The organism is Micromonospora pattaloongensis (genome assembly GCF_900107255.1).
Lineage (GTDB): Bacteria > Actinomycetota > Actinomycetes > Mycobacteriales > Micromonosporaceae > Micromonospora_I > Micromonospora_I pattaloongensis.
In genome coordinates this window covers 108,112-132,866 of the sequence record NZ_FNPH01000004.1, presented here as the reverse complement: position 1 = coordinate 132,866, position 24,755 = coordinate 108,112, and the positions used below count along the sequence as shown (strand labels likewise).

Genomic DNA, 24,755 nt, shown 5'->3' with positions numbered 1-24,755 from the left:
TGACGGGCCCCACCGGCGTAGCCGCATTCGCCCCTGGGTAAGGATTGCGCTGTGTTGGGTTCAGGAGCAGTCGTCAGCAACCGCTACCGGTTGGAGGAGCATCTCGCCACGGGCGGCATGGGCGAGGTGTGGCGCGCCAGGGACCTGGCGCTCGGCCGGACCGTGGCGGTCAAGGTGCTGCTCCGCTCCCTCGTCCGTGACCCGGACTTCGCCGCGCGGTTCCGCGCCGAGGCCCGGATGATGGCCGCGCTGCGCCACCCCGGCGTCGTCGACGTGTACGACTGCGGCGAGGACGACCTGTCCGACGGCGAGCACGTGCTCTACCTGGTGATGGAGTACGTCGAGGGCGAGCCGCTGTCCCGACGGATCGCGACCGCGGGGCGGCTCGACCTACCCGAGGCGATGTCGGTTGTCGCGCAGGCGGCCCGGGCGCTGCACGCCGCGCACGGCAGCGGGATCGTGCACCGCGACGTCAAGCCCAGCAACCTGCTGGTGCAGCCGAACGGCACCGTGAAGCTGGTCGACTTCGGGGTGGCGCGCTCGGCGGCGGTGACCAGCGTGACCGGGACGAACGCGATCGTCGGCACCGCGCTGTACATGGCACCGGAGCAGGCACGCGGCCGTCCCGTCTCGGCCGCGACCGACATCTACGCGCTCGGCGCGGTCGCCTATCACTGCCTCTCCGGCCATCCGCCGTTCCCCGGAGACAACCCCCTCGAGGTCGCCGTCCGGCACCTGCACGACACGCCGCCGCCGCTCCCGGCGGACGTCCCGGCACCCGCGCGGGCCCTGGTCGAGCGGGCGCTCGCCAAGGAACCCGCGGACCGCTACCCCAGCGCCGCCGCGCTCGCCCGCGACGCGCGCGCGATCCTCGCCGGCCGCGGCGACACCGTGACGCTCGCCGCCGCCGCGGCGGGCGCGGCCGTGCCCGCCGCCGACCAGACCCGGACGCTCGCGGCGGACGCCGTCGGCGCACCCGTCGCGGCGCGCCCCACGGCCGCCCGCGGCCGCGGTCGCCGCCGCACCGCCGTCAGCGTCGCGGGCGGGGCGCTGCTCGCCCTCGCCGGCCTGACCGCCGTGCTCGCGTTCACCCCGGACGCGAACGCCCCCACCCGGCAGGGCCCGGCGACGCCGGCGCCCAGCGCCCCCACCGCCAAGCAGGTGCGGATGCCCGGCGGGGACACCCCCCAGACCTCCGGTGAGCGCGCCGGCTCCGGCTCCAGCGCCGGCGCGACCGCGTCCCCGACCTCCGCGCCGACGCGCCGCCCGGCCGGCGGCGGCGCCGCCCCGACCACCGCGCCGACGACCGACCCGGCTCCGACCCCCGACCCGACCACCCCACCCGGCTCCGAACCCCAGCCCACCGGCAGCCCCGACAGCCCGCCGCCGTCCCCGGCGGACGGCCAGGCCCAGCCGGTCGCGACGACGAACCCGACCGCGCGACCCGGCACCGCCGCCGCGGAGGGCTGACGGCCGCAACGGCCCGCGTTCGGCGTGCGTAAACGCCGCGATTCCGGGAAGCCCGCCGTGTCGAGAACACAGACGCGAAGGGTGGAGCCCGATGACGACGGCCGGGAAGCAGGACGTGGTGGAGCTCCTGCTCGACCAGCACAACCAGATCAAGTCCCTGTTCAGCCGGGTGGCCACTGAGCCGCAGGGCGCGCAGAAGCGCGAACTGTTCGAGCAGCTGGTCCACCTGCTCGCCGTGCACGAGACGGCCGAGGAAGAGGTCGTGCATCCGTACGCGCGACGCAAGATCGAGGCCGGCGAGCAGGTTGTCGAGCGTCGTCAGCACGAGGAGGACAAGGCCAAACGGGAGTTGGCCGCCCTCTACGACATGGGTGTCGACCACCCGGACTTCAACGCCAAGCTGCAGACCTTCAGCGAGGAGGTGCTGCAGCACGCCAACCGTGAGGAGTCCGAGGAGTTCGCCCGTCTCCGCCAGACAGCGTCGCAGGACCAGCTGACCCGGATGGCCGGCGCGGTGCGCGCCGCCGAGGCGACGGCCCCCACCCGGCCGCACCCGCACAGCGGCGAGTCCGCGACCGCGAACCTGGTGGCCGGCCCGCCGCTGGCGGTGTTCGACCGGGCCCGCGACGCGGTGCGCGACTGGCGTCAGAAGCAGGGCAGCGAGTGAGCGCACGGCGCCCCGCGCCCGGCATGTGAGACAACCCCCCGCTGGCTTGACCACCCGGTCGCCGTGGACGCGCGACCGCGACCGTCGGAACACAGGTGAGGATCAGGATGGGTCGAAAAAGCAGGGGTCACAAGAACACAGCGCTCCACATCCGCTCGATGAAGGACCCGTTCGGCATCGAACGGGAAGCGCAGGACCGGTCGCAGGCGATGGCCCGCTTCCTGGGCTGGTGCAGTCTCGGATTGGGGGTGACGACCCTCGCCGCCCGGCCGAGAGTCGCCCGGATGTGCGGCGTCGACGACTCGCCCACGGCGCAGACGGTGCTGCAGGCGGCGGGGATCCGGGAGCTGGGGCACGCGGCGGCGCTGCTGATTCCGCGCCGGCGGGTCGGCTGGGGGGCGTGGACCCGGGTGGCGGGTGACGTGATGGACCTGACCGCGTGCGGGCGCGCGATGCAGACCCGGCGCGGCACGCGGCGGATGCGCCTCACGTACACCATGGCCGCGCTCGCCGGCATCACCATGATCGACCTCTACACCGCGATGCGCGCGACGCGGGGCCGGCGGATGAAGGACGGCACCCGGGTGCAGGCGTCGGTGACGGTGAACCGGCGGGTCGACGAGGTCTACCGGTTCTGGCACGACTTCCAGAACCTGCCGCGCTTCATGCACCACCTCGAATCGGTGCAGGTCATCGGTGATCGTCGGTCGCGCTGGACCGCGAAGGCGCCCGCCGGCCGGACGGTGGACTGGGAGGCGGAGATCGTGGACGACCGCCCGAACGAAATGATCATGTGGCGCTCGGTGGACGGGGCGAAGGTGCCGAACTCCGGGTGCGTGCGGTTCGTGCCCGCGGCCGGCGGACGCGGCACCGAGGTGCGGATCGAGCTGGGCTACTCGGTGCCGGGCGGCGCGATGACCGCCAACATGGCGAAGATCTTCGGCGAGAACCCCGGCCAGCAGGTCTGCGATGACCTGCGGCGGTTCAAGCAGGTCATCGAGACCGGCGAGGTCGTCCGCTCCGACGGCAGCCCGCACGGCACGGCCATTCGGCAACAGGCGAAGCAGCGTCCGGCGCAGCCGCTGGCGATGCACCGGTGAGCAGAGAGGAAGTCGGATGAAGGCCAACTGTTGGGTGGCGCCGAATCAGGTCGCCGTGGAGAACGTCCCCGACCCGCAGATCCTCAACCCCCGCGACGCCATCGTGCGGATCACCTCCGCCGCGATCTGCGGCTCCGACCTGCACCTGCTGCACGGCTTCATCCCCGCGATGAAGAAGGGCGACATCCTCGGCCACGAGTTCATGGGCGAGGTCGTGGAGCTCGGCCCCGGCGCGCGGGACGGGCTGCGGGTCGGCGACCGGGTGGTCATCCCGTTCCCGATCGCCTGCGGCAACTGCATCTCCTGCGAACGCGGCCTCTACTCGCTCTGCGAGAACTCCAACCCCAACGCCGCGGTCGCCGAGGCCGTGATGGGGCACGCGCCGGCCGGCATCTTCGGGTACTCGCACCTGCTGGGCGGGTATGCCGGCGGGCAGGCGCAGTACGCCCGGGTTCCGTTCGCCGACGTCGGCGCCCTGAAGATCGAGGACGACATCCCGGACGAGAAGGTGCTGTTCCTGTCGGACATACTGCCGACCGGATACATGGCGGCGGAGATGTGCGACATCCAGCGCGGCGACATCGTCGCGATCTGGGGCGCCGGCCCGGTCGGGCAGTTCGCCACGTGCAGCGCGTTCCTGCTCGGCGCGGAGCGGGTCATCGTGATCGACCGGTACCCGTACCGGTTGCGGATGGCGCGCGAGAAGGCCGGCGCGGAGACGATCAACTACGAGGAGACCGACGTCATGGACGCGCTGCGGGACATGACCGCCGGACGGGGCCCGGACGCCTGCATCGACGCGGTCGGCATGGAGGCGCACCACCCGTCCGCGGCGCTGCAGGCGTACGACCGGGGCAAGCAGGCGCTCAAGAGCGAGACGGACCGGCCGCACGCGCTCCGCGAGGCCATCCTGAGCTGCGCCAACGGCGGCGTGGTCTCGGCGATCGGCGCCTACGCCGGCTTCATCGACAAGTTCCCGATGGGGTCGTTCATGAACCGCTCGCTGACGCTGCGCTCGGGGCAGTGTCACGTGCAGCGCTACATGCGTCCGCTGCTGGACCGCATCCGCAAGGGCGAGATCGACCCGAGCTACATCATCACCCATACGCTGGGACTCGATCAGACTCCGCATGGGTACGACATCTTCACGAACAAGCGGGAGGAATGCGTGAAGGTGGTACTGAAGCCGTAGCCGCAGTCGTTCGGCGTCGTGCCCGGGTCGCTGCCCGGGCCGGCGCGTCCCGGTGCGAGCAGCCCGTCGCAGCGCGAGGAGGACCATCATGGCGGCGCCCGTCGTCGAGGACGGCACCAGCTTCGCCGATCTGGCGCTGCGTCCCGAGCTGCTGCACGCGCTGGCCGCCCTCGGCTACGAGGAGCCGACGCCGATCCAGCGTGAGGCGATCCCGCCGCTGCTGCAGGGGCGGGATCTGCTCGGGCAGGCCGCGACCGGCACGGGCAAGACGGCGGCGTTCGCGCTGCCGGTGCTGCAGCGGATGGTGACCGACGGCGCCGCGAGTTCCCCCCAGGCGTTGGTGCTGGTGCCCACGCGGGAGCTCGCCGTGCAGGTTTCGGAGGCGATGCACCGGTACGGGCGGGAACTCGGCGCCCGGGTGGTGCCGATCTACGGCGGTCAGCCGATCGGCCGGCAGCTGCGGGCGCTCGAACACGGTGTCGACGTGGTGGTGGCGACGCCGGGGCGGGCACTGGACCACATCGGCCGGCACACGCTGCGGCTGGACGAGCTCAAGATGGTGATCCTCGACGAGGCGGACGAGATGCTCGACATGGGCTTCGCCGAGGACATCGAGTCGATCCTCGAGCAGACGCCGGAGCAGCGGCAGACGGTGCTCTTCTCCGCGACGCTGCCGCCCCGGATCGACGGCATGGCCCGCCGCCACCTGCGCGACCAGGTCGAGGTGAAGATCGCCCGCGAGGTGCCGCCCCCCGGTGAGGCGCCGCGGGTGCGCCAGGTCGCGTACGTGGTGCCACGGGCGCACAAGCCGGCGGCGCTCGGCCGGCTGCTGGACGTCGAGTCCCCCACGGCGGCCATCGTGTTCTGCCGCACCCGCGAGGAGGTCGACTACCTCAGCGACGCGCTCAACGGGCGCGGCTACCGGGCGGGGGCGCTGCACGGCGGGATGAGTCAGGAGCAGCGCGACCGGGTGATGTCACGGCTGCGCAGCGGCACCAACGAGCTGCTGGTCGCCACCGACGTCGCCGCGCGCGGCCTCGACATCGAGCAACTCACCCACGTGATCAACTACGAGGTGCCCTCCTCCCCCGAGACGTACGTGCACCGCATCGGCCGGGTCGGCCGCGCCGGCCGCGAGGGTGTCGCGATCACGCTCGCCGAGCCGCGCGAGCACCGGCTGCTCAAGACCGTGGAGCGGGTGACGCGGCAACGCATTCCCGTGGAGAAGGTGCCGAGCGTCGCCGACCTGCGGGCCCGCCGGCTGGAGCTGACCCGCGGGGCGCTGCACGAGAGCCTGCTCGAGGACGACCTGGAGCGCTACCGCGTGGTGGTCGAGACGCTCACCGACGAGTTCGACGTGATGGAGGTGGCGCTGGCCGCGGTCAAGCTGGCGCACGAGGCGTCCGGACCACCGGGCGACGAGGAGGAGATCCCCGAGGCGACGTTCCGGCCCGGGCGCGACGGCGGGCCGCGGCGGCCGGCCGGCCGGGACGGCCGGGAGGGCCGGGAGGGGCGCCGGGGGCGCGCGCCCGCGGGCGGGATGACGCGGCTGTTCGTCGGCGCCGGACGCAGCGCCGGGATCCGGCCGCAGGACCTGGTGGGGGCGATCGCCGGCGAGTCGCCGCTCGACGGGCGCGACGTGGGGGCGATCGAGATCGCCGACCGGTTCTCGCTGGTGGAGGTCCCCGAGTCGGCGGCCCAGGACGTGATCGGGGCGCTGCGGGACGCGACCATCAAGGGCCGGAAGGTGACCATCCGCCGCGAGCGCTCCGACGGGAGATGAGAAAGGAAGGACCCCTTGTTGTCGCTTCCGCGATAGGAAGGGGCCCTTCCCCCCACGTCAGAGGCCGAGCGCGACGCGCCCGCCCACGATCGGGATCCGCAGCTCGCTCCCGGTCGGCGCGACGGTCAGCCGGGTGCCGTCCAGCGGCAGCAGCGTGTACTCCTGGTCACTGGAGAAGACGACCACCCCGATGCGGTGTCCGGCCGAAAAGACGTAGTCCTTCGGCTCCAGCGTCCAGCGGTAGTCGTACATCTTTCCCTGCTTCAGCGGCAGGCCCTGCGCGGCGCTGATCCGGTTCTGCGGATCCATCCAGCCGCGCGTCACCACGACCGGCGAGCCCGTCGAGCCGGCCGGCCCGTAGTCGACGAGGTACACCGTCAGGTTCGCGTCGGCGCGGTTGTCGATCGACATCCGCAGCCGCATCTCCGGGCGCCCGGACATCCGGACGTCGGCCGGCAGCGCCGCCGTACGGTAGACGAGCCGGTTCGCGCTGGCCTCATCCGGCCCGGCGACCAGCGCGTCGGGGCCGATCGTCCGCCCCGCGTCGACGAAGCCCTGGGTGACGCGGCTGGGCCGGGCGCGGTCCGCGGTGAGGCCGCCGGGCGCGGTGGCGTCGGCGGCGGTCAGCCGCAGCGGCACCACCCGCGCCGCCGGGTCGGGCCAGTTCGCGTACGTCGTGTAGGCACGATCCTCGCGCTGCACCACCGCCGTCGGCTCGTCCATGATTCCGTTGCGGACGTTCCACAGCCAGTAGTCGAACCAGCGGTTCTCGGTCTGCCGGTACGTCCAGCTCCGCCCGTCCGGCAACGTCACGGTCGCCGCGGCGCCCGGGCCGCCGTGCCCGCCCTGGTGCAGCCAGATCTTGCGCGGAACGTCGAAGCGGGCGAGCTGGTCCCACCAGCCGGCGAAGTTCTCCGGCTTGACGTTCCAGTCGTTGAGCCCGTGCACCACGAAGACGCTGGCCCGCACGTTGCGCGCGTCCGGCCGGTAGTCCCGCTCCCGCCAGAACCGCGTGTAGTCGCCGGTGACCCGGTCCTGCTCCTCGGTGATCCGCGCGATCTCGTCTGCGCACGGGCCCTCCGCCCGTGCCTGACCCGCGGTGAACTTCGCCAGCACGTCCGCGTCCTCGCCCTGGTACGTGCCGGGCGCGACGACCAGCCCGTTGGCGCGGTAGTAGTCGTACCAGCTGCTGATCGCCGAGACCGGGATGATCGTCTTCAGCCCCGCCACCCCGGTGGTCGCCACCATGTTCGGCAGCGTGCCGTTGTACGACACCCCGGTCATGCCCACCGCGCCGGTGGTCCAGCCCGCGGTGACCGGCTCCCCCGTCGCGGTGAAGCCCTTCGCGCGCCCGTTGAGCCAGTCGATGACCGCCTTGGTGCCGAGCGTCTCGGCGCGGTCGCCGCTGGTCGGGCAGCCATCGGAGTCGCCGGTGCCGATGCTCTGGCCGAGCACCACCGCGTAGCCGCGCGGCACGTAGTAGTCGTCCAGCGAGCCGGGCAGGTTGGCCTTGGCGCGCTGGATGGCGACGTCGAGCGAGCGGGCGCCGAGCCCGTGGCCCCGCCCCGCCTGCGGCAGCTCGTCGACGAGCACGCTCGGGTACGGCACGTCGCCCCAGACGCCCTTCCGGTAGGGGCTGTGCTCGAAGATGACCGGCACCTTCAGCCCGGCGGTCGCCGTCTCGCGCGGTCGGGAGACGTCGATGGCGACGCGGTCCCGCCGGCCGTCGTTGTCCGTGTCCAGCGGCGTCTCCACGTACACCCGTTCCTCGATCGCGTCGGCGAACGAGTAGATCGGCTGCGTCATCCCGTCCTGCACCACGATGCCCGGTGGGGTGTCGGGCCGGGCCGACGCGGGCGAGCCCGGCGGGGCCAGCAGCGCCGCGCCGGTGAACGCGGCGGTGAACAGGGCCATGCGGCGCGGTTGGCGCATGGACACCTCCTTCGACGATGGTTCAGGGGTTCGGACACGCTACCGCGATACGCGCGTCGATCGTCATCCGTCTTTCGTGGACGCTCAGCCTTTCGTGGACGCTCAACCTCTCGTGGCCGGCCGGGGGGGGGCGACCGGCCGGCGAAGCTGATCGGCACCAGCACGGGAACCTCGGCGCCGTCGGCGCCCGACCGCGCCGGACGCCGGGGAAGCGCCGTCGGCTACCGTCCCAGCCAGGCACGCCTGGAACGAAAGTGGGGACGCCATGCCGCAGTCGGCACCGGAGAGCGCGGACGCCACGCAGCGGATGTACGACGCCGACGCCGCGTCGCGGGGACTCGGCATCGACCTGGTCTCGGCGGGCGACGGACGCGCGGTGGCGCGGATGCGGGTCACGTCCCATATGGTCAACGGCCACGCGATAGCGCACGGCGGCTACCTGTTCCTGCTCGCCGACAGCGCCTTCGCCTTCGCCTGCAACAGCTACGGCCCGGTGACGGTGGCGGCCGGGGCCGACATCACGTTCGTCCGGCCGGTGCGCGAGGGTGACGTGCTGGAGGCGCGCGCCGAGGAGCGGACCCGGTACGGCCGCAGCGGCATCTACGACGTCACGGTGCTGCGCGGCGACGAGGTGGTCGCGGAGTTCCGCGGCCGCAGCCGGGTGATCGAGCAGCGGTAGCGGCGGTCACCGCCCGTCGACGATGCGGCGCATCTTGCCCATCGACCGCTCGACGCCGTCGGGCGCCAGCACCTCGACCTCGATGCTGACGCCGATGGTGTTCTTGACCTGCCCCGCCAGCGTCGCGCCGGCCCGCTCGGCCGCCGCCGGTTCGACGCCGGCGCGACGCTCGACGCGGACCGTGAGCGTGTCCATCCGCCCCTGTCGGCCGAGCAGGCACTGGAAGTGCGGCGACAGCTCGGGCGTACGCAGGATCAGCTCCTCGATCTGGCTCGGGAACAGGTTCACCCCGCGCAGAATGATCATGTCGTCGGTGCGTCCCGTGATCTTCTCGATGCGCCGCATCGGGCGGGCGGTGCCCGGCAGCAGCCGGGTGAGGTCGCGGGTCCGGTACCGGACCACCGGCATCGCCTGCTTGCTCAGCGAGGTGAGCACCAGTTCGCCCACCTCCCCGTCCGGCAGCACCTCCCCGGTGTCCGGGTCGATGATCTCCGGATAGAAGTGGTCCTCCCAGACGTGCAGCCCGTCCTTGGTCTCCACGCACTCCACGGCCACTCCCGGCCCCATCACCTCCGACAGCCCGTAGATGTCGAGCGCGTGCAGGTCGAGCCGCTGCTCCATCTCGCGCCGCATCTGCGCGGTCCACGGCTCTGCCCCGAAGATCCCCACCTGCAGCGAGCACCCGCGCGGGTCCATGCCCTGACGCTCCATCTCGTCGAGGATGGCGAGCATGTAGGTCGGGGTCACCATGATGACGTCCGGCTCGAAATCGCGGATCAGCATGACCTGCCGCTCGGTCATCCCGCCGGAGACCGGGATGACGGTGCAGCCCAGCTCCTCGGCGCCGTAGTGCGCGCCGAGCCCGCCGGTGAACAGCCCGTACCCGTAGGCGACGTGCACCTTCTCCCCCGGCCTACCGCCCGCGGCGCGGATCGAGCGCGCCATGAGCCGCGCCCAGGTCCGTACGTCGTCGCTGGTGTAGCCGACGACGGTGGGCCGGCCGGTGGTGCCCGACGAGGCGTGCAGCCGGGACACCTGCTCGCGCGGCACGGCGAACATCCCGAACGGGTAGTTGTCGCGCAGCTCCGCCTTCGTGGTGAAGGGGAACCGGGCCAGGTCGGTCAGGTCCCGCGCGTCGTCGGGATGCGCTCCCGCGGCGTCGAAGGCCGCCCGGTAGTGCGGCACGTTGTCGTACGCGTGCCGCAGCGACCAGCGCAGCCGGTCGCGCTGCAGCGCGCGCAGCTCGTCGACCGAGGCGCGCTCGATCGGCTCCAGCTCCTCCGGCCGTGGGCTCCGGTCCTGCACGCTTCCTCCCCGGGGGCCGACCGCCGTCACCGTTGGCGGCGATCATGGTGCAATCTATGCCCGCCGGGCGGCGGGTGCCACCGCCGCGCGGCTACGGTCGGACCGTGACCCGTCGATCGTCGCGCCCGGCGCGCCGGAGGGAGCCGGTCGAGCTCGGCATCGCCGAGCTCGTGCCCGATCCCGCGCACCCGGACGGCTGGACGCTGCTGATCGACGGCGTGGAGCAGTCGTACGTGGACCTGGCGGATCCGACGCGGCTGCGGTTCGCGTACGTGCGCCGCATCGCCTCCGTCCTCGACGCCGCCGCGGCACCGAACCGCCCGCTGCGGGTGCTGCATCTCGGCGGCGGGGCGCTCACGCTGCCGCGCTACGTCGCCGCGACCCGCCCCGGTTCGGCGCAGCGCGTCGTCGAGCGGGACGCCGCGCTGGTCGCGCTGGTCCGGCGGGAGCTACCGCTGTCGGCCGACGCCGGGCCGCGCATCGACACCGCCGACGCCCGCGACGCGATCCAACGGATCACCGACGAGCGGTACGACGTGGTGGTCGCCGACGTCTACCGGGGCGCACAGCTGCCGGCGCACCTGGCGGGCACCGGGTTCGCCGCCGAGGTCGCCCGGGTGCTGACCCCGGACGGGATCTACGCGGTGAACCTCACCGACGCGCCGCCGCTCGCGGTGAGCCGCACCCATGCCGCCACGCTGCGGACGGTGTTCGCCGACGTCTGCCTGATCGCGGACGCGGCGCTGCTGCGCGGCCGACGCTACGGCAACGTGGTGTTCGCCGCCGCGCTGCGGCCGCAGCGGCTGCCGGTGGCGCGGTTGGCCGCGGTGGCGCGGCGGGATCCGGTCGCCGGCCGGGTGTTGCACGGCCCGGACCTCGACGCGTTCGCCGTCGGCGCCCGCCCGGTCGACGACGTCGACTGAGCGGGCGATCAGGGAGTTGCGCGGCGGGCCTAGTGGGACGGGCTGATACCGCCGACGCGGCGGATCGTCGCGACCAGCTCGTCGATGGAAACACCCTTGAGCAGGTACGCGATCGCACCCGCGGCGCGCATCTCCTCGCGCGCGCTCGGATCGCCGTACGCGGTGAACGCGACGACGCGGGTGCGCGGCGAGCACTGCCGGATCCCCGCGACGGCGTGCGCCCCGCCGCCCGGCATCCGCATGTCGACCACCGCCACGTCCGGCTCATGCTCCACGGCCAGCGACACGGCCTCGTCCGCGTTCTGGCCGATCGCGACGACGTCAAGATCCGGCTCGACGGCGAGCACGTCGCGCAGCGCCTCGGAGATCATCAGATCGTCGTCGCAGAGCAGCACCCGCAGCTGCCGGGGCGCGCCGGTCACGACGACACCACCGGCGGGGCGGCGTCCGGGGCGTCCGGGGCGTCCGGGGCGTCGGGGGCGTCCGGGGCGTCGGGGGCGGGCGGCGCGTCGGGGGCGGGCGGCGCGTCGGGGGCGGGCGGGGCGGTAGCCGACGCGGACGGCGGCGCGGTCGGGGTCGACGGCGGCAGCGGGACCCAGAACTCGACCGTCGCGCCGGACCCGGCGTCGCTGGTCATGCTCCACCAGCCACCGGCCATCTCCGCGCGTTCGCGCATCTCGACGAGGCCGAAATGATCGTGCGGCGACCCGCCGTAAGCGACGGCGTCCGTGCCCACGCCGTTGTCCCGGATCCGGACGAGCAGCCCGTTACGCGCCGTCGACACGTGCAGCTCGACTTCGGTGGCGCGCGCGTGCTTGCGCACGTTCGTCAGCGCCTCCTGCGCGATCCGGAACACCGTTATCGCGGTCTCGTGCGGGGGTTCGTGCGCGAGGTCCACCCGGAGCGTGTGCTTCATCCCGGACTCGCCGACGACCTGGCCGAGGTACGCCGCGAGCGAATTCACCAGCCCGCCCTGGCGGTCGATCGCCGGCGGCCGCAGCCGGTAGACCAGGCTCCGCAGCCGGCCGATGCTGCCGCGCACCGTGTCGTCGAGCTTGCCCACGGCACCGGCGTACTGCGGAGGCAGCGCCCGGGCGAGCAGCTGCAACCGCATGCCGACCGCCACCATCGACTGGATGGAGTCGTCGTGGATGTCCCAGGCGATGCGGCGCCGTTCGGCCTCCTGCGCGTCGACGAGGTGCGCCAGCAGCTGCCGGCGCTCGGTGAGCGTCTGCTCGGCGAGACGCCGTTCGGTCATGTCCCGGGTCACCTTGCCGAAGCCCTGCAACACGCCGCTGTCGTCGTACAACGCGGTGATCACGACGTTGGCCCAGAACCGCGACCCGTCCTTGCGGAGCCGCCAGCCCTCGTCCTCGACCCGGCCGTCGCGCGCCGCGATCTCGAGCTCCTCCGCCGGCCGTCCGGCCGCGATCGCCTCAGGCGGGTAGAACGTCGAGAAGTGGCGTCCGATGATGTCGTCGGCCGTGTACCCCTTGATCCGCTGCGCGCCGGCGTTCCAGCTCGCGACGTTCCCCTGCGGATCGAGCATGAAGATCGCATAGTCCAGCACGCTCTGCACGAGCAGCCGGAAGCGCTCCTCGCTCTCCCGCAGGGCCTGCTCGGCGGCGCGCCGTTCAGTCATGTCCCGGGTCACCTTGCCGAAGCCCCGCAACACGCCGCTGTCGTCGTACAACGCGGTGATCACGACGTTGGCCCAGAACCGCGACCCGTCCTTGCGGATCCGCCAGCCCTCGTCCTCGACCCGGCCCTCGCGCGCCGCAACCACCAACTGTCTGTCCGGCTGCCCCGCTGCGACCGCCTCCGGGGGGTAGAACGTGGAGTAGTGCCGGCCGATGATCTCATCGGCCGTGTAGCCCTTGATCCGCTGCGCGCCGACGTTCCAGCTGGTGATGTTCCCCTGCGGATCCAGCATGAAGATCGCGTAGTCCAGCACGCTCTGCACGAGGAGCTCGGGGAACGCGCTGGCGGAGAACCAGCGTTGGGGGACACGACCGGCGTGCGCGTCGTCGGGGATCCGAGCGGTGGACATACCGCAGCCTGGCACACGGCGGGTCGAATCGCCCACGGAGAGTCGCTCAGGTCACCGGCGTGTGATCAGGCGGCGGCGCCGGTAACGGGCTGCACGACGGCCGGGGCGACGGCCGGCACACCGGGCAGCTCACACCAGACGACCTTGCCGTGGGGACGCGGGTCGACGCCCCAGGCGGTGCTCAGCCGCTCGATCAGGTGCAACCCCCACCCGCCGTCCGCCCCGGATCGGCGCGACCGCGGCATCACCTCGCTGTCGTCGACGACCTCGATGCGCAGCCAGTCACGCATGCCGGACAGCCGCAGCACCGGGCGTCCCCGCCCGTGTCGCAGCGCGTTACCGACCAGCTCCGACACGACGAGCTCGACGTCGTCATGGCAGCCCGCGAAGGGCCAGATGGCGAGCGTGGCGCGCACGTAACGGCGCGCCTCCGCGACGCTGCTGTAGGCCTCGGCGAGGGAGAACTCGACATCGTAGACCGCCGGCTGCTTATCCACGGTTCAAATATCAAGAACAGGTGGTGAAGCAACCAGACGCAGCAACGTCATTTTTGCCTGATGCAGATGCATCAGACGAGCAGGCTGCATCAGTCGAGCAGGCCATCGCGCCGCGCGATGGCCACCGCCTCCAGCTTCGAGCGCGCGCCGAGCTTCTCCAGGATCCGCTGGACATGGTTGCGCGCCGTGTTGCGGGCCACCTGCAGGCGCTGGCTGATCTCGTCGGTGCTGGCTCCCTCGGCCAGCAGGGCCAGCGTCTCGAGCTCACGGGCGGTGAGCGCGCGCCCACCCGGAGCGCGGCCGGTCAGCCGTTCGAAGACGCCGGTCAACAGGCCGGGCCCGAACGCGGCGTCCCCGGCGGCCACCCGGCGGACCGCGCCGGTCAACTCGTCGAGCCGGGAGGACTTCAACAGCAGGCCGGCGCCCCCCGCCTCGACCACCCGGGTCGCCACCGCGGCCGTGGCCTCGCCGGTGATCACGAGCACCCGGGCGTCGGGGGCGACGGCCCGCAACCGCGGGATCGCGGTGACGCCGTCCCCGTCGGGCAGACGGCGGTCGAGGAGCACGACATCCGGCAGCTCCCGGCCGGCGGCGGTGACCGCCTCGGCGATCGACCTGACGCGCGCGATGATCTCGATCCCGGGGTCCTGCGTCAACGCCAGACCGAGCGCCTCAGCGACCATGTCGTGATCCTCGACGAAGAGAACCCGTACCGCCCGCTCGCCGGTCAACGGCGACATGTCTGACATGAGTTCCCCGCATCGAATCGGCAGCACGCGCGCGCATCCATCCTGTAGCCAACGCCGTGACCAGTCCAATCGAGCGCCTGTGCCACTGACCACCCCTTTCCCGTACGGGAGCACGGCCACACCCGCCTCAGGGAGTGGTTTCCGGCCCGGCGAGCGAGAAGTCCGACTCGACCAGGAGCTCGGCGACCCGTTCGGCGGCGAGCGGACGCGCCAGGTGGAAACCCTGGCCGAGCCGGTAGCCGAGCGGGCGCAGCCGCTCCACCTGCGCGGCGCTCTCGATCCCCTCGGCGACCGCGTCCAGCCGCAGCGCCGCGGCCATCTGCGCCACCGCGGCGGCCACCGCCAACCGTTCGTCGTCCTGACCGTCCTCGATGCCGTCGACGAACGACTTGTCGAGCTTCAGGATGTCCACCGGGAAGGCGCGCAGCAGTCCGAGCGAGGACTGCCGGGTGCCGAAGTCGTCCAGCGCCAGCTTGACCCCGAGCCGGTGCAGCTCGTGCAGGGTCTTCAGGACCTGCCGGGCGTTGAGCACCGACGACTCGGTCACCTCGATGACCAGTCGGTGCGGCGCGAGACCCGCGTCGCGCAGCGCCGCGGCGACGTCACCGGTGAACCCGGGCTCGCCGAGCTGGCGGGCGGCCACGTTGACGCCGACGGTGTAGAGCGCGGACGTCCCGTACTCGTCGCGCCAGGCGGCCAGCTGCCGGCACGCCTGCCGCAGCACCCACCGGCCGAGCGGCACGATCAGCCCGGTCCGCTCGGCGACCGGGATGAACTGTCCGGGCGGGATCAGCCCCTGCTCGGGGTGCCGCCACCGCACGAGCGCCTCGGCGCCGACCAGCCGGCGCGTGTCGAGATCGACGATCGGCTGGTACTCCAGGTAGAGCTGGTCGCGCTCGAGCGCCTCGTGCAGCTCCCCGCCGAGCCGCACGTGCTCCACGATCTCCTGCCGCATCTCCGGAGCGAACCGCGACCACGACGCCTTACCGTTCTCCTTCGCGGCGTACATCGCGATGTCCGCGTTGCGCAACACCTCGTCCGGCCCGTCGCCGGGGCCCGCCGGGGCCACCCCGATGCTCGCCTGCACCAGCAGCTGGTGTCCGGAGGCCGTGACCGGCGCGGCGAGCCCGGCGAGGATCCGCGTCGCGACCTCGTCCGCCCGCGCCGGATCGGCGTCGCGCACCAGCACGGCGAACTCGTCGCCACCGAGTCGGGCGGCGAGGTCGCCGGGGTCGATGGCGAGGCGGAGCCGATCGGCGACCGCGACCAGCATCTCGTCGCCGACCGCGTGCCCGAGGGTGTCGTTGACGGTCTTGAAGTCGTCGAGGTCGATGAGGAGCACGGCGACGCCCCCGCGCTCGGCGAGCGCCTGCGCCAGCCGAGCGGTGAGCATCGTCCGGTTGGCGAGCTGGGTCAGCGCATCGTGGTGCGCCTGGTACTCCAGTCGCGCCTGGTGCCGGCGGACGCTGCGCAGCAGGCGCGCGTTGTCCCGCAGGCCGACGACCTGCCGCGCCACGACGGCCGCGGTCACGGCGACGGCGCCGGCCACGACCACCTGCCCGGACCGGCTCAGCTCCCCGGCCGTCACCGCGACCAGCAGCGCGCCGGCGGCGGCGAGCGCGCCGTAGGGCAGCAGGCTGTAGGTACGCCGGGTGACGACGGTCGTCGTGCCGGCCGACGGCCGTCGGGCGGCCCGCTGCCCGCAAACGGCCGCCGCGGCGCCGCACAGCGCCACCGCGGGCAGCGCGGAGACCCCGCCGAGCAGCTGCCCCGGCACGCCGAGCATCAACATGGCGGCCGGGGCGGTGCCGGCGATGACCAGGCTGGCGGCGAGCAGCCGGAGCGCACCGGCGCCGACCGGCGCGGCGGCGGCGAGCAGCACCTTGCTCAGCGCGGTCAACGCCAGCAGGCCGGCCAGCCCGACCAGGGCCGTGGCGACGGCCGTCGGGGCGCTCCCGGCATCAATCGCCGGGGCCAGCGCGAAGTGCCAGAAGATCAGCGCCGCACCCAGGAGGATGGTGACGCCGTCGAGGAGGAGCTGGGCCCAGTGACCGCGGGAACGCGGCCGCGGCGGCAACCGCAACACGGCGGCGAGCAGCACGACGAGGGCGACCAGCATCGGCGAAGCCGCCAGCGGCGACAGCCCGGGCAGCTCGCGGGGCGGCGGCGCGTCGAGGGCGACCCCGACCGTGTCGATGACACCGCCGGCGAGCGCGAGCGCCCCGGCCAGCCGCACCGACCGCCAGAAGCGGCGCGCCGGCTCGGGCTGGGTCGGATCGACGGCGACCCGGTGCACGGCGAGCGTCGCGAAGACCAGCGCGACCGGACCGCAGGCGAAGCCCAGGACGAGCGGAGCCGACAGGTCCGCGGTCCACAGGACGGACCAGGCGGCGGCGAGCAGCAACAGCACGGCGGCCGCCGCCACGGGTCGTACGTCGACGCGTCGCGCGGTCGTCGCCTCGTCGCGGCAACGGGAACGCGCTGCGGTCATCGCATTCGTCCCGGCTGTCGTCGTCGGTCCATGCATCGACGATCGGCAGGTGGGACCGAAGCTGAGGAGTCTGGCCTGTGCATCACGCTCCGTGTCGGCGAGGGGGCGTAGCCGGCACTCTTCGCGGCGCCGGAGGTCGGGAGGGTCAACCGGGAGTCGCTATCTCGGGTGCGGTCGGTGCGGGGATTGCGGCAGCATGCCGGGATGGCCCGGAGATCGCAACCCCCACCACAGCTGCCGCCCGGCACCCAGGTGGTGCTCCGCGCGGCGACCGTCGACGACGCCGGGGTACGGGTGCAGCGCGGCGCGACGGGACGGGTCACCGGACGGCGGAACGACGACTACCTCGTCGCCCTCGGCGACGGCCGTCAGGTCACCTGCGCGCGGGGGCAGCTTTCGCTGCGCCGCGCTCACCAGCAGCAGGTGGCGGTCGGGGTGGCGCCGGACGCCGGGCCCGCGCTGGTGGCGCGGCACACGATCTACGCCGCGGTCGTCGGCTCGCGGGCGTACGGGCTGAGCCGGGCCGGCTCGGACACGGACGTGCGCGGCGTGTACGTGGCCCCGACGGAGGCGTTCTGGTCGCTGTCGAAACCGCCGGCGCACGTGGCGGGCCCGGGGCCGGACGAGTTCTGGTGGGAGGTGGAGCGCTTCTGCGAGCTGGCGCTGAAGGCGAACCCGAACCTGCTGGAGGTGCTGCACTCCCCCCTCGTACTGACCGTCACCCCGCTCGGGCGGGAGCTGCTCGCGTTGCGCGGCGCGTTTCTGTCGCAGCTGGTGTACCAGACGTACTCGGGCTACGTGCTCAGCCAGTTCAAGAAGATCGAGGCGGACCTGCGCCGGCGCGGGGAGCCGAAGTGGAAGCACGTGATGCACCTGCTGCGGCTGCTGCTGGCCGGCGGGGACCTGCTGCGGCACGGGCGGGTCACGGTCGACGTCGGGGCGCACCGGGACCGGCTGCTCGCGGTCCGGCGCGGGGAGTTGTCGTGGGCGCAGGTGGAGAGCTGGCGGCTGTCGCTCCACGCCGACCTGGACGCGGCGCTGGAGGTGACCCCGCTGCCGGCCGCCCCGGACGTCGCCCGGGTCGACGCCTGGCTGCGCGCGGTGCGGGCGCGCGGCGTGTGACGCACGCGAGCAAGGGCGCCCTGTCATCGGTCTTCGATGACAAGGCGCCCCTGCGGTGCGTCAGCGGCCGGCGGTGGTCGGTGACGGCGCGGGTGCCGCGCCGGCCGGCGACGGGGCCGTCCTCGCCTTCAGCTCCTCGGGCACCGGCAGCGCGCTGCCCTTGACGTACTCCTCCCAGCTCATGTTCCAGGCGGTCCAGCCGTTGCCCGGGTCGAGCTTCGCCTCCGTGCCGGTGACCGTGACGAGGTCGCCGACGTGGGTGACCTTCATCAGCCAGTTCGCGTCCTCCGGGGAGACGTTGGTGCAGCCGTGCGAGACGTTGTCGTAGCCCTGGCTGCCGACGGACCACGGGGCGGAGTGGATGAACTCGCCGCCCCAGGTGAGGCGCTGGGCGTCGTCGACCGGCGTCACGTACGGGTCGGCCGAGCCGGTGGTGTCGAAGACGGTGAACTCGAACTTCTCCATGATCACCATCTTGCCGCTCGACGAGGGCGTGCCCGGCTTGCCGAGGCTCACCGGGATCTTCTTGGTGAGCTTGTCGCCCTTGAAGACCTTCATCTGCTTGGTCTTGCCGTCGATCTCCAGCGACACCTTGTCACCGATCTTCGCCGAGGCGCCGCGGTCGCTGTCGCCGTAGCTGCCGTTGCCCATCGGCAGCCCGCCCAGCGCGGCGCGCACGCCGATCTTCGTGCCGCTCTGCCAGAACTCGGGCGCGCGGTACATGACCTGCTTTCCGTCGTCGGTCCAGTGCCACACGCCGGGCTGCGGCGGATCGGTGGTGACGAAGAGCCGCCGCTGCACGTCCGCCCGCTTGTCCTTCGGGATCCCCGGGTCGAAGTCCACCGCGACCGGCAGGGCCGTGCCGTACGTCTCGTTGTCCTTCACGTACAGCGTGGTCTTGGTCTGCTTGGCGGGCTTCTTCATGGTCGTGAAGGTCGTGCTCTGGCTCGTCGTCTTGCCCTTGTTGTTCACCGCGGTGACCCGGGCCGTGTACGACTGGCTGTACCGCAGCGCGCGGTCCGGCAGCCAGCTCGCTCCGTCGGCCCGCATCACGCCGTCGACCTTGGCGCCCTTGGCGTCGGTCACCGCGACCTCGGTGACCTTCCCGCCGGTGACCGAGACGCCGAGCTCCGTGCTCACGGGGACGTCCGCCGCGTTGCCGCCGGGCGTGAGCGCGACGGTCGGCGGTGGCGCCCCCTTCTTGATGGGATTGTCGGTGCAACCGGTCATCACCAATGGCGCGGCGGCGACCATCGCCACCAGCACTCCCACGCGACGCTGTCGTTTCATGATCCCCACCCCATTCCGTTGGCTGCTCGGGCCCAGTCTGTGCCGCGGCAGGGTGAGGCCGAGCGGGTTCAGCGCAGAACCGTCCTGGCGGTCCGGGGGGACACTCCGACCTCGGTGCCGGAAATCCTCATGTCGCTACGTGATTCGACGATCACGGTGTGCATGGAGCGGCCCGGGGCCGCTGATCTGAAGGAGTGCCCATGCTCACGTACTTCTCTTCGCACCTGACGTCGTTCGTCAACGCGTTGCGCGAGCGCGCGGACCGCGGCGCCACGGCCGTCGAGTACGGCCTCATGGTGGCCCTCATCGCGGTCGTCATCATCGCCGCGGTGATGCTGCTCGGCGACAACCTGAGCGGGATGTTCAGCGGCGTCGCGGACGAGGTGGGCGCCACCACCCCCACGACCGGGCCGTGATCATGCGGGCGTGTCCGGCGTCGCTGCGGCGCCGCACGCCCCCGTTCCCGCGGACCCGGCCGGCCGGGCGCCCCTTCTCCCTCCGGGGCGTCCGGCCGGCCGCACCCGGCCACGACCGCGGCGCGGCAGCCGTCGAGATGGCGCTGGTGATGCCGCTGCTGCTGCTGTTGCTCTTCGGGATCATCGACTTCGGTCGGATGCTGCATGCGCAGATCACGCTGACCGAGGCCGCCCGGGAGGGGGCGCGGGCGGAGTCGCTGCGCCAGCCCGCCGGGCCGCGCGTGACGGCGCTGACCGACCGGCTCGGCCCGGTCACGATGCAGACCATCCGCTGTGCCGGCGCCGCGCCTTACGCGGACGCCGTCGTGACGCTCTCCCATCCGTTCGAGCCGGTCACCCCGCTGGGCCCGATCATGCGCATGGTCGGCGGTGAGGAGACCGGCGCGGTCACGATCACCGCCAAGGGAGTCATGCCATGCCTCGGCTGAGCCGGATCCGCCGGCCGTCCGACGCCGATCGCGGCGCGGTCACGACCACCGTCGCGATCGTGCTCGGCTGCGGCGTCCTGCTCGGGATGGCCGCGATCGTCGTCGACGTCGGGCGGCTCTACGCCGAACGGGAGCAGTTGCAGAGCGGCGCGGACGCCGCGGTCTGGGCGATGGCCGAGGAGTGCGTCCGCACCCCGGCCGACTGCACCGACCGCTCCCCCACCGCCGCCCGCTACGCGAACGCGAACGCCGCCGACGGCGCCGCCACCGTGGCCGTCGTCTGCGGCCGCGGCGGCGCCCTGCCCGGCTGCCCGCCGCCGGCCACGAACCACACCGCGTGCCTGGGCGCCGCGCCCGCGACCGGACCGTACGTCGAGATCCGCACCGCGACCCGGCTGCCGGACGGGAGCACGCTGCTGCCCGCCACGTTCGCCGCCGCCGTCACCCCCGGCGACGACGACGGCACCGAGGTCGGGGCGTGCGCACGGGCCGCCTGGGGCTCGCCCCGCAGCGTCGACGGCCTGGCCGTGACGATCTCGACGTGTGAGTGGCGCGAACTCACCGACCACGGCACCACCTTCTGGCCCGCCCCCGAACTCGGCAACCCGCCGACGAGCGCGGAGCGGGTCCTCTACCTCAAGGACGGCAAGAGCCGGACCTGCCCGGCCGGGCCCTCCGGCTGGGACGCGCCCGGCGGGTTCGGCTGGCTGGACGCCCCCGCCGGCACCTGCCACACCATCGTCGCCGTCGACGGCGCGTACGACGGCGACACCGGCAACTCCGTGCCCGGCCCGTGCAAGACGGCGCTGACCGACGCCCGCGCCGACCGACGGGTGCTGTTCCTGCCCGTCTACGACGGCGTCACCGGCCAGGGCGCCAACACCCGCTACCACCTCGCCGGCTTCGCCGCGTTCGTGCTCACCGGCTATGAGATGTCGGGCTTCTCGGCCCCCTCGTCGCTGACCGGCAAGCGGCCGTGCAGCGGCGCCGAGCGGTGCCTGTCCGGCTACTTCACCCGGGCCCTCGTGCCGACGGCCGTCGGGCAGATCGGCGGACCGGAGATGGGCGTGTCGATCGTGAAGCTGGTGGGCTGACCCGTGGAGATGACGCAATGAGACGACGCATCCTGGCCGGACTGGTCGCGCTGGGGTTGGCCGCCGTGGGCTGCCTCGCCGTGCTGGCGTACGTCCGGGGCGCCGACGCCCGGGCCCTGGCCGGCCGCGAGGCCGCCTGGGTGCTGGTCACGACGCGGCGGGTCCCCGCCGGCACCACGGCGGTCGCGCTTCGCGAGCAGGGGTACGTCGAGCGCGTGGCGATGCCCGCCAGCACCGTGCCCGGCGACGCGCTCGGCGAACTCGACCCGCGCTTCGACGCGCTCGCCATCACCGGCGACGTGCAGGCCGGCCAGTTGCTGCTGCGCGCGATGTTCGGCGAGCCCACCCGGCTCAGCGGCGGTCTGGCGCTGCCCGAGGGGAAGCTGGCGGTCAGCGTGGAGATGACCGCGGCGGCCCGGGTCGCCGGCTACGTCCGCCCCGGCTCGAAGGTGGCGGTCTTCGACACCTTCGCCGTGCAGGAGGGCAAGGGCCGGGTGCCGGCCAGCGGGCGAAGCGGCCGGGGCGGAAACCAGGCGACCCGGGTGCTGCTGCCGCGGCTCGAGGTGATCGCGGTCGGCGAGCGCGGCACGGCCGGCGCGGCGACCTCGGCGGGCACCCCGGCGACGACGGCGCAGGGCGACCAGGGCGCCGCGCGGGGCGGCGCGACGATGTTGATCACGGTGGCGGTGACCCAGGACGAGGCGGAGCGGCTCGTGCACGCCGCGCACACCGGCACGCTCTACCTGGCGCTGCTCGACGACACAGCCAAGATCGAGCCCGGCCAGGGCGTGGACAACAACACCATCTTCCCGTGACCGGAGCCGCGCGATGACCGTCTACTGTGACCCCAGCCGCCGCCCCTGGCCGGGCGGGCCCGACGAGTCCGTCCGGGTGGTGGAGAGTCTCGCCGGGCTCGCCGCGGCGCTCGACGCCGACCCCGCCGAGCGGCTGGTGGTGCTCGGCCCCTCGGTGCCGCTGGACGCGGCGCTGGGCTGCGCCGAGTCGTACCGGGTCGGCCGTCCCACCCTCGGCGTACTGCTGCTGCGCGACCGGGTCGAGGTCGACGTCCTCGCCGCGGCGATCCGGGCGGGCCTGCGCGAGGTCGTACCGGCCGGTGACCCGGCGGCGCTGGGTGCGGCCGCCGAACGGTCGCTGCGGCTCTCCGCGCAGCTCGAGGCCGGACCCGCTCCGGGCGGCGCGCCCCGCGAGCGCGCCGAGGCGCAGGTCGTCACGGTCTTCGCCGGCAAGGGCGGCTGCGGAAAGAGCACGGTCGCCACGAACCTCGCGGTCACGCTCGCCGCCGGCGGCAGCCGCCGGGTCTGCCTGATCGACCTGGACCTGCAATTCGGCGACGTGGGCATCCTGCTGCAGCTGACGCCCGATCGCGGCATCGCCGACGCCATCGCGATGGCCGGCCGGCTCGACGAGGCGGGGCTGCGCTCGTTGCTCACCCCGTACCGCCCGGGCGTCGACGTGCTGTTGGCCCCGACGCGGCCGGCCGAGGGCGACCACGTGACCCGGCAGCTCGTCACGGAGCTGGTCACGCAGGCCCGGTCGCTGTTCGACTTCATCGTCATCGACACCCCTCCGTACTTCAGCGATCAGGTGCTGGCCGCGCTGGACGTCACCGACCGGTTCGTCCTCGTCGTCACCCCGGACCTGCCGACGCTGAAGAGCATCCGGCTCACCCTGGACATGTTCGAGCTGCTGGGGTACGCGGCCGACCGCCGACTGGTGCTGCTCAACCGGGCCGACTCCGCCGTCGGGCTGAGCGTGGCCGACGTGGAGCGGGCCGTCGGCGCCCCGATGGCCGTGCTCATGCCGTCCTCGCGCGACGTGCCGGTCTCGGTCAACCGGGGCGTGCCGCTCGCCGTGGAGAAGCCGCGGCACCCGGTGAGCCGGGCGATCGGCGAGCTGGCGGCGCAGTGCGTGCCGGGCGGGCGGGCGACCACGCACCGTCGGCGCGGCGTCTTCGGGCGACGGGGCTGAGCATGGGGCTGGCCGATCACCTCTCGCAGCGGCGCCGCGACGTCGACGCGCCCGCGCCCTCCGAGTCGGACCCGGTGCCGGCGCCGGCGACCGGGTCCGACGAGCCGCCGCGCTCCGACGGCGGCGAGCGCTACCGGGCCGCCGGCCAGCCCACCGGCGGTCAGCTCGCCGAGGTCCGGGCGCGGGTGCAACGCAGCCTCGCCGAGCTGCTCGGCCCGAAGCTGTACGACGACTTCGGCGCCGGCGACGACCTGGAGCGGCGGGTGCGGGCCACCCTCGCCCAGCTGCTGGCCCGCGAGGAGACACCGCTGGCGAGCGCCGACCGGGCGCGGATCCGGCAGGAGATCATCGACGAGGTGCTCGGGCACGGCCCGATCGAGCCGCTGCTGCGCGACCCGACCGTGACCGAGGTGATGGTCAACGGGGCGCACCGGATCTACGTGGAGCGGTCCGGGCAGTTGGAGCCGGCCGAGGTCTCCTTCGCGGACGAGGCGCACCTGCGGCGGGTGATCGACCGTATCGTGTCGCGGGTGGGGCGGCGCGTCGACGAGGCCAGCCCGATGGTCGACGCGCGGCTGCCCGACGGCAGCCGGGTGAACGCGGTGGTGCCGCCGATCGCGCTGGACGGCTCGTCGCTGACGATCCGGAAGTTCTCCCGCGACCCGTTCACGGTGGACGACCTGATCGCGTTCGGGACCCTCACCCCGCAGACCGCGGAGCTGCTGCGCGGCTGCGTACGCGGCCGGCTGAACATCCTGGTCAGCGGCGGCACCGGTTCCGGCAAGACGACCACGCTCAACGTGCTCTCCGGCTTCGTCCCCCCCGACGAGCGGATCGTCACCGTCGAGGACGCCGCCGAGCTGCAGCTGCACCAGGACCACGTGGTGCGGCTGGAGTCCCGACCGTCCAACGCCGAGGGCAAGGGGGCGATCACCGCGCGGGACCTGGTCCGCAACGCGCTGCGGATGCGTCCCGACCGGATCGTCGTGGGCGAGGTCCGCGACGGCGCCGCCCTGGACATGCTGCAGGCGATGAACACCGGCCACGACGGGTCGCTGACCACGCTGCACGCGAACACCCCCCGCGACGCGCTGGCCCGGCTCGAGACGATGGTGCTGATGGCGGGCATGGACCTGCCGGTACGCGCGATCCGCGAGCAGGTCGCCTCCGCCGTGGACCTCATCATCCAGGTCACCCGCCTTAAGGACGGCAGCCGCCGGATCACCCACATCACGGAGGTGGTCGGGATGGAGGGCGAGATCGTGACCCTGCAGGACCTGTTCGTCTTCGACTTCCGGGCCGGCACCGAGCCGAGCGGCCGGTTCCGGGGCACCCTGCAGCCGACCGGCCTGCGGCCGCGGTTCCTGGAGGAGCTGAGCGCGCACGGGGTGACCGTCCCGGTCAACGTCTTCCTGGCCGGCCCGCGATGACAGGTCGCAACGATCGTGGACTCCTGTCGCGGTACTCCGGCTCGTGTGGAGCCCTGACGCCGCGAGCGTCTGGAGCGCTGCGCGCGTG

General features: G+C 73.3%; 22 protein-coding genes. 14 read left to right on the top strand and 8 right to left on the bottom strand.

What is annotated here, in order from left to right; translation table 11 throughout:
• The first annotated feature begins 51 nt into the window (after nt 1-51).
• The 5 genes from BLW47_RS13030 to BLW47_RS13010 all read left to right on the top strand — a co-directional run bounded on the left by BLW47_RS13030 (nt 52) and on the right by BLW47_RS13010 (nt 6,212).
• Nucleotides 52-1,470, top strand: coding sequence for a serine/threonine-protein kinase (locus BLW47_RS13030; protein ID WP_091556055.1), 1,419 nt, complete (start codon nt 52-54; stop codon nt 1,468-1,470).
• Between the two features lie 91 nt (nt 1,471-1,561).
• Complete coding sequence (locus tag BLW47_RS13025; protein ID WP_091556053.1) at nt 1,562-2,137, top strand: hemerythrin domain-containing protein; 576 nt, start codon at nt 1,562-1,564, stop codon at nt 2,135-2,137.
• Nucleotides 2,138-2,295: 158 nt separating this feature from the next.
• Nucleotides 2,296-3,237: an SRPBCC family protein gene (locus BLW47_RS13020; RefSeq protein ID WP_091556051.1), complete on the top strand. Its 942-nt coding sequence runs from the start codon at nt 2,296-2,298 to the stop codon at nt 3,235-3,237.
• A 16-nt stretch (nt 3,238-3,253) separates the two neighbouring features.
• On the top strand, nt 3,254-4,429 hold the full coding sequence (locus tag BLW47_RS13015) for a zinc-dependent alcohol dehydrogenase (RefSeq protein ID WP_091556049.1): 1,176 nt from the start codon (nt 3,254-3,256) through the stop codon (nt 4,427-4,429).
• 88 nt (nt 4,430-4,517) lie between these two features.
• Nucleotides 4,518-6,212: a DEAD/DEAH box helicase gene (locus tag BLW47_RS13010; RefSeq protein WP_091556048.1), complete on the top strand. Its 1,695-nt coding sequence runs from the start codon at nt 4,518-4,520 to the stop codon at nt 6,210-6,212.
• A gap of 57 nt (nt 6,213-6,269) precedes the next feature.
• Here BLW47_RS13010 and BLW47_RS13005 read toward each other — a convergent pair whose 3' ends face one another.
• Nucleotides 6,270-8,144 carry a Xaa-Pro dipeptidyl-peptidase gene (locus tag BLW47_RS13005; RefSeq protein ID WP_091556046.1) on the bottom strand — a complete coding sequence of 625 codons (1,875 nt, stop codon included), beginning with the start codon at nt 8,142-8,144 and terminating at the stop codon, nt 6,270-6,272.
• Between the two features lie 265 nt (nt 8,145-8,409).
• On the opposite strand from BLW47_RS13005, the gene paaI reads away from it, so the two are divergent.
• On the top strand, nt 8,410-8,823 hold the full coding sequence (gene paaI, locus BLW47_RS13000) for a hydroxyphenylacetyl-CoA thioesterase PaaI (protein ID WP_091556044.1): 414 nt from the start codon (nt 8,410-8,412) through the stop codon (nt 8,821-8,823).
• A 6-nt stretch (nt 8,824-8,829) separates the two neighbouring features.
• On the opposite strand, the gene paaK is transcribed toward paaI, so the two are convergent.
• Nucleotides 8,830-10,128 carry a phenylacetate--CoA ligase PaaK gene (paaK, locus tag BLW47_RS12995; RefSeq protein ID WP_091556042.1) on the bottom strand — a complete coding sequence of 433 codons (1,299 nt, stop codon included), beginning with the start codon at nt 10,126-10,128 and terminating at the stop codon, nt 8,830-8,832.
• Between the two features lie 104 nt (nt 10,129-10,232).
• Here paaK and BLW47_RS12990 point away from each other — a divergent pair, with 104 nt between their 5' ends.
• Nucleotides 10,233-11,051 carry a spermidine synthase gene (locus tag BLW47_RS12990; RefSeq protein ID WP_091556731.1) on the top strand — a complete coding sequence of 273 codons (819 nt, stop codon included), beginning with the start codon at nt 10,233-10,235 and terminating at the stop codon, nt 11,049-11,051.
• Between the two features lie 29 nt (nt 11,052-11,080).
• Here BLW47_RS12990 and BLW47_RS12985 read toward each other — a convergent pair whose 3' ends face one another.
• The 5 genes from BLW47_RS12985 to BLW47_RS12965 all read right to left on the bottom strand — a co-directional run bounded on the left by BLW47_RS12985 (nt 11,081) and on the right by BLW47_RS12965 (nt 16,838).
• Nucleotides 11,081-11,473 carry a response regulator gene (locus tag BLW47_RS12985; protein WP_217634840.1) on the bottom strand — a complete coding sequence of 131 codons (393 nt, stop codon included), beginning with the start codon at nt 11,471-11,473 and terminating at the stop codon, nt 11,081-11,083.
• The gene (locus BLW47_RS12980; RefSeq protein WP_091556041.1) at nt 11,470-13,101 is read right to left on the bottom strand and encodes a PAS domain-containing sensor histidine kinase; all 1,632 of its coding nucleotides are present in this window, start codon (nt 13,099-13,101) and stop codon (nt 11,470-11,472) included. Before BLW47_RS12980 ends, BLW47_RS12985 begins: the two co-directional genes overlap by 4 nt.
• A gap of 65 nt (nt 13,102-13,166) precedes the next feature.
• Entirely contained in the window at nt 13,167-13,598 is a 432-nt protein-coding gene (locus tag BLW47_RS12975; RefSeq protein ID WP_091556039.1) for an ATP-binding protein, read from the bottom strand.
• An 89-nt stretch (nt 13,599-13,687) separates the two neighbouring features.
• Nucleotides 13,688-14,347 (bottom strand): response regulator transcription factor, encoded by a 660-nt coding sequence (locus tag BLW47_RS12970; RefSeq protein ID WP_217634839.1) that lies wholly within the window; start codon nt 14,345-14,347, stop codon nt 13,688-13,690.
• Between the two features lie 127 nt (nt 14,348-14,474).
• A complete protein-coding gene (locus BLW47_RS12965) occupies nt 14,475-16,838 on the bottom strand; it encodes a putative bifunctional diguanylate cyclase/phosphodiesterase (protein WP_091556035.1) in 2,364 nt (787 codons plus the stop codon).
• A gap of 204 nt (nt 16,839-17,042) precedes the next feature.
• On the opposite strand from BLW47_RS12965, the gene BLW47_RS12960 reads away from it, so the two are divergent.
• Nucleotides 17,043-17,960: a nucleotidyltransferase domain-containing protein gene (locus BLW47_RS12960; protein WP_091556033.1), complete on the top strand. Its 918-nt coding sequence runs from the start codon at nt 17,043-17,045 to the stop codon at nt 17,958-17,960.
• A gap of 60 nt (nt 17,961-18,020) precedes the next feature.
• On the opposite strand, the gene BLW47_RS12955 is transcribed toward BLW47_RS12960, so the two are convergent.
• Nucleotides 18,021-19,250 carry a L,D-transpeptidase gene (locus BLW47_RS12955; RefSeq protein WP_091556726.1) on the bottom strand — a complete coding sequence of 410 codons (1,230 nt, stop codon included), beginning with the start codon at nt 19,248-19,250 and terminating at the stop codon, nt 18,021-18,023.
• Between the two features lie 200 nt (nt 19,251-19,450).
• Here BLW47_RS12955 and BLW47_RS12950 point away from each other — a divergent pair, with 200 nt between their 5' ends.
• The 6 genes from BLW47_RS12950 to BLW47_RS12925 are packed head-to-tail and all read left to right on the top strand — an operon-like array spanning nt 19,451 to nt 24,667.
• Nucleotides 19,451-19,666, top strand: coding sequence for a Flp family type IVb pilin (locus tag BLW47_RS12950; RefSeq protein WP_091556032.1), 216 nt, complete (start codon nt 19,451-19,453; stop codon nt 19,664-19,666).
• Nucleotides 19,667-19,668: 2 nt separating this feature from the next.
• Entirely contained in the window at nt 19,669-20,154 is a 486-nt protein-coding gene (locus BLW47_RS12945; RefSeq protein ID WP_091556724.1) for a TadE family protein, read from the top strand.
• Nucleotides 20,142-21,248: a pilus assembly protein TadG-related protein gene (locus BLW47_RS12940; RefSeq protein WP_091556030.1), complete on the top strand. Its 1,107-nt coding sequence runs from the start codon at nt 20,142-20,144 to the stop codon at nt 21,246-21,248. Before BLW47_RS12945 ends, BLW47_RS12940 begins: the two co-directional genes overlap by 13 nt.
• Nucleotides 21,249-21,265: 17 nt before the next feature.
• The gene (gene cpaB / locus BLW47_RS12935; protein WP_091556028.1) at nt 21,266-22,063 is read left to right on the top strand and encodes a Flp pilus assembly protein CpaB; all 798 of its coding nucleotides are present in this window, start codon (nt 21,266-21,268) and stop codon (nt 22,061-22,063) included.
• A gap of 13 nt (nt 22,064-22,076) precedes the next feature.
• A complete protein-coding gene (locus tag BLW47_RS12930) occupies nt 22,077-23,237 on the top strand; it encodes a CpaE/TadZ family protein (RefSeq protein ID WP_091556026.1) in 1,161 nt (386 codons plus the stop codon).
• A gap of 2 nt (nt 23,238-23,239) precedes the next feature.
• Nucleotides 23,240-24,667, top strand: coding sequence for a TadA family conjugal transfer-associated ATPase (locus BLW47_RS12925; RefSeq protein WP_091556722.1), 1,428 nt, complete (start codon nt 23,240-23,242; stop codon nt 24,665-24,667).
• Nucleotides 24,668-24,755: the final 88 nt, after the last annotated feature.

What these genes read in the sequence shown, in the direction of transcription:
- BLW47_RS13025 (WP_091556053.1), top strand. Translation starts at nt 1,562, where the DNA reads ATGACGACGGCCGGGAAGCAGGACGTGGTGGAGCTCCTGCTCGACCAG.
- BLW47_RS13020 (WP_091556051.1), top strand. Translation starts at nt 2,296, where the DNA reads ATGAAGGACCCGTTCGGCATCGAACGGGAAGCGCAGGACCGGTCGCAG.
- BLW47_RS13015 (WP_091556049.1), top strand. Translation starts at nt 3,254, where the DNA reads ATGAAGGCCAACTGTTGGGTGGCGCCGAATCAGGTCGCCGTGGAGAAC.
- BLW47_RS13010 (WP_091556048.1), top strand. Translation starts at nt 4,518, where the DNA reads ATGGCGGCGCCCGTCGTCGAGGACGGCACCAGCTTCGCCGATCTGGCG.
- BLW47_RS13005 (WP_091556046.1), bottom strand. Translation starts at nt 8,144, where the DNA reads ATGCGCCAACCGCGCCGCATGGCCCTGTTCACCGCCGCGTTCACCGGC.
- paaI (WP_091556044.1), top strand. Translation starts at nt 8,410, where the DNA reads ATGCCGCAGTCGGCACCGGAGAGCGCGGACGCCACGCAGCGGATGTAC.
- BLW47_RS12980 (WP_091556041.1), bottom strand. Translation starts at nt 13,101, where the DNA reads ATGTCCACCGCTCGGATCCCCGACGACGCGCACGCCGGTCGTGTCCCC.
- BLW47_RS12970 (WP_217634839.1), bottom strand. Translation starts at nt 14,347, where the DNA reads ATGTCAGACATGTCGCCGTTGACCGGCGAGCGGGCGGTACGGGTTCTC.
- BLW47_RS12965 (WP_091556035.1), bottom strand. Translation starts at nt 16,838, where the DNA reads ATGACCGCAGCGCGTTCCCGTTGCCGCGACGAGGCGACGACCGCGCGA.
- BLW47_RS12960 (WP_091556033.1), top strand. Translation starts at nt 17,043, where the DNA reads ATGGCCCGGAGATCGCAACCCCCACCACAGCTGCCGCCCGGCACCCAG.
- BLW47_RS12955 (WP_091556726.1), bottom strand. Translation starts at nt 19,250, where the DNA reads ATGAAACGACAGCGTCGCGTGGGAGTGCTGGTGGCGATGGTCGCCGCC.
- BLW47_RS12950 (WP_091556032.1), top strand. Translation starts at nt 19,451, where the DNA reads ATGCTCACGTACTTCTCTTCGCACCTGACGTCGTTCGTCAACGCGTTG.
- BLW47_RS12945 (WP_091556724.1), top strand. Translation starts at nt 19,669, where the DNA reads ATGCGGGCGTGTCCGGCGTCGCTGCGGCGCCGCACGCCCCCGTTCCCG.
- BLW47_RS12940 (WP_091556030.1), top strand. Translation starts at nt 20,142, where the DNA reads ATGCCTCGGCTGAGCCGGATCCGCCGGCCGTCCGACGCCGATCGCGGC.
- cpaB (WP_091556028.1), top strand. Translation starts at nt 21,266, where the DNA reads ATGAGACGACGCATCCTGGCCGGACTGGTCGCGCTGGGGTTGGCCGCC.
- BLW47_RS12930 (WP_091556026.1), top strand. Translation starts at nt 22,077, where the DNA reads ATGACCGTCTACTGTGACCCCAGCCGCCGCCCCTGGCCGGGCGGGCCC.
- BLW47_RS12925 (WP_091556722.1), top strand. Translation starts at nt 23,240, where the DNA reads ATGGGGCTGGCCGATCACCTCTCGCAGCGGCGCCGCGACGTCGACGCG.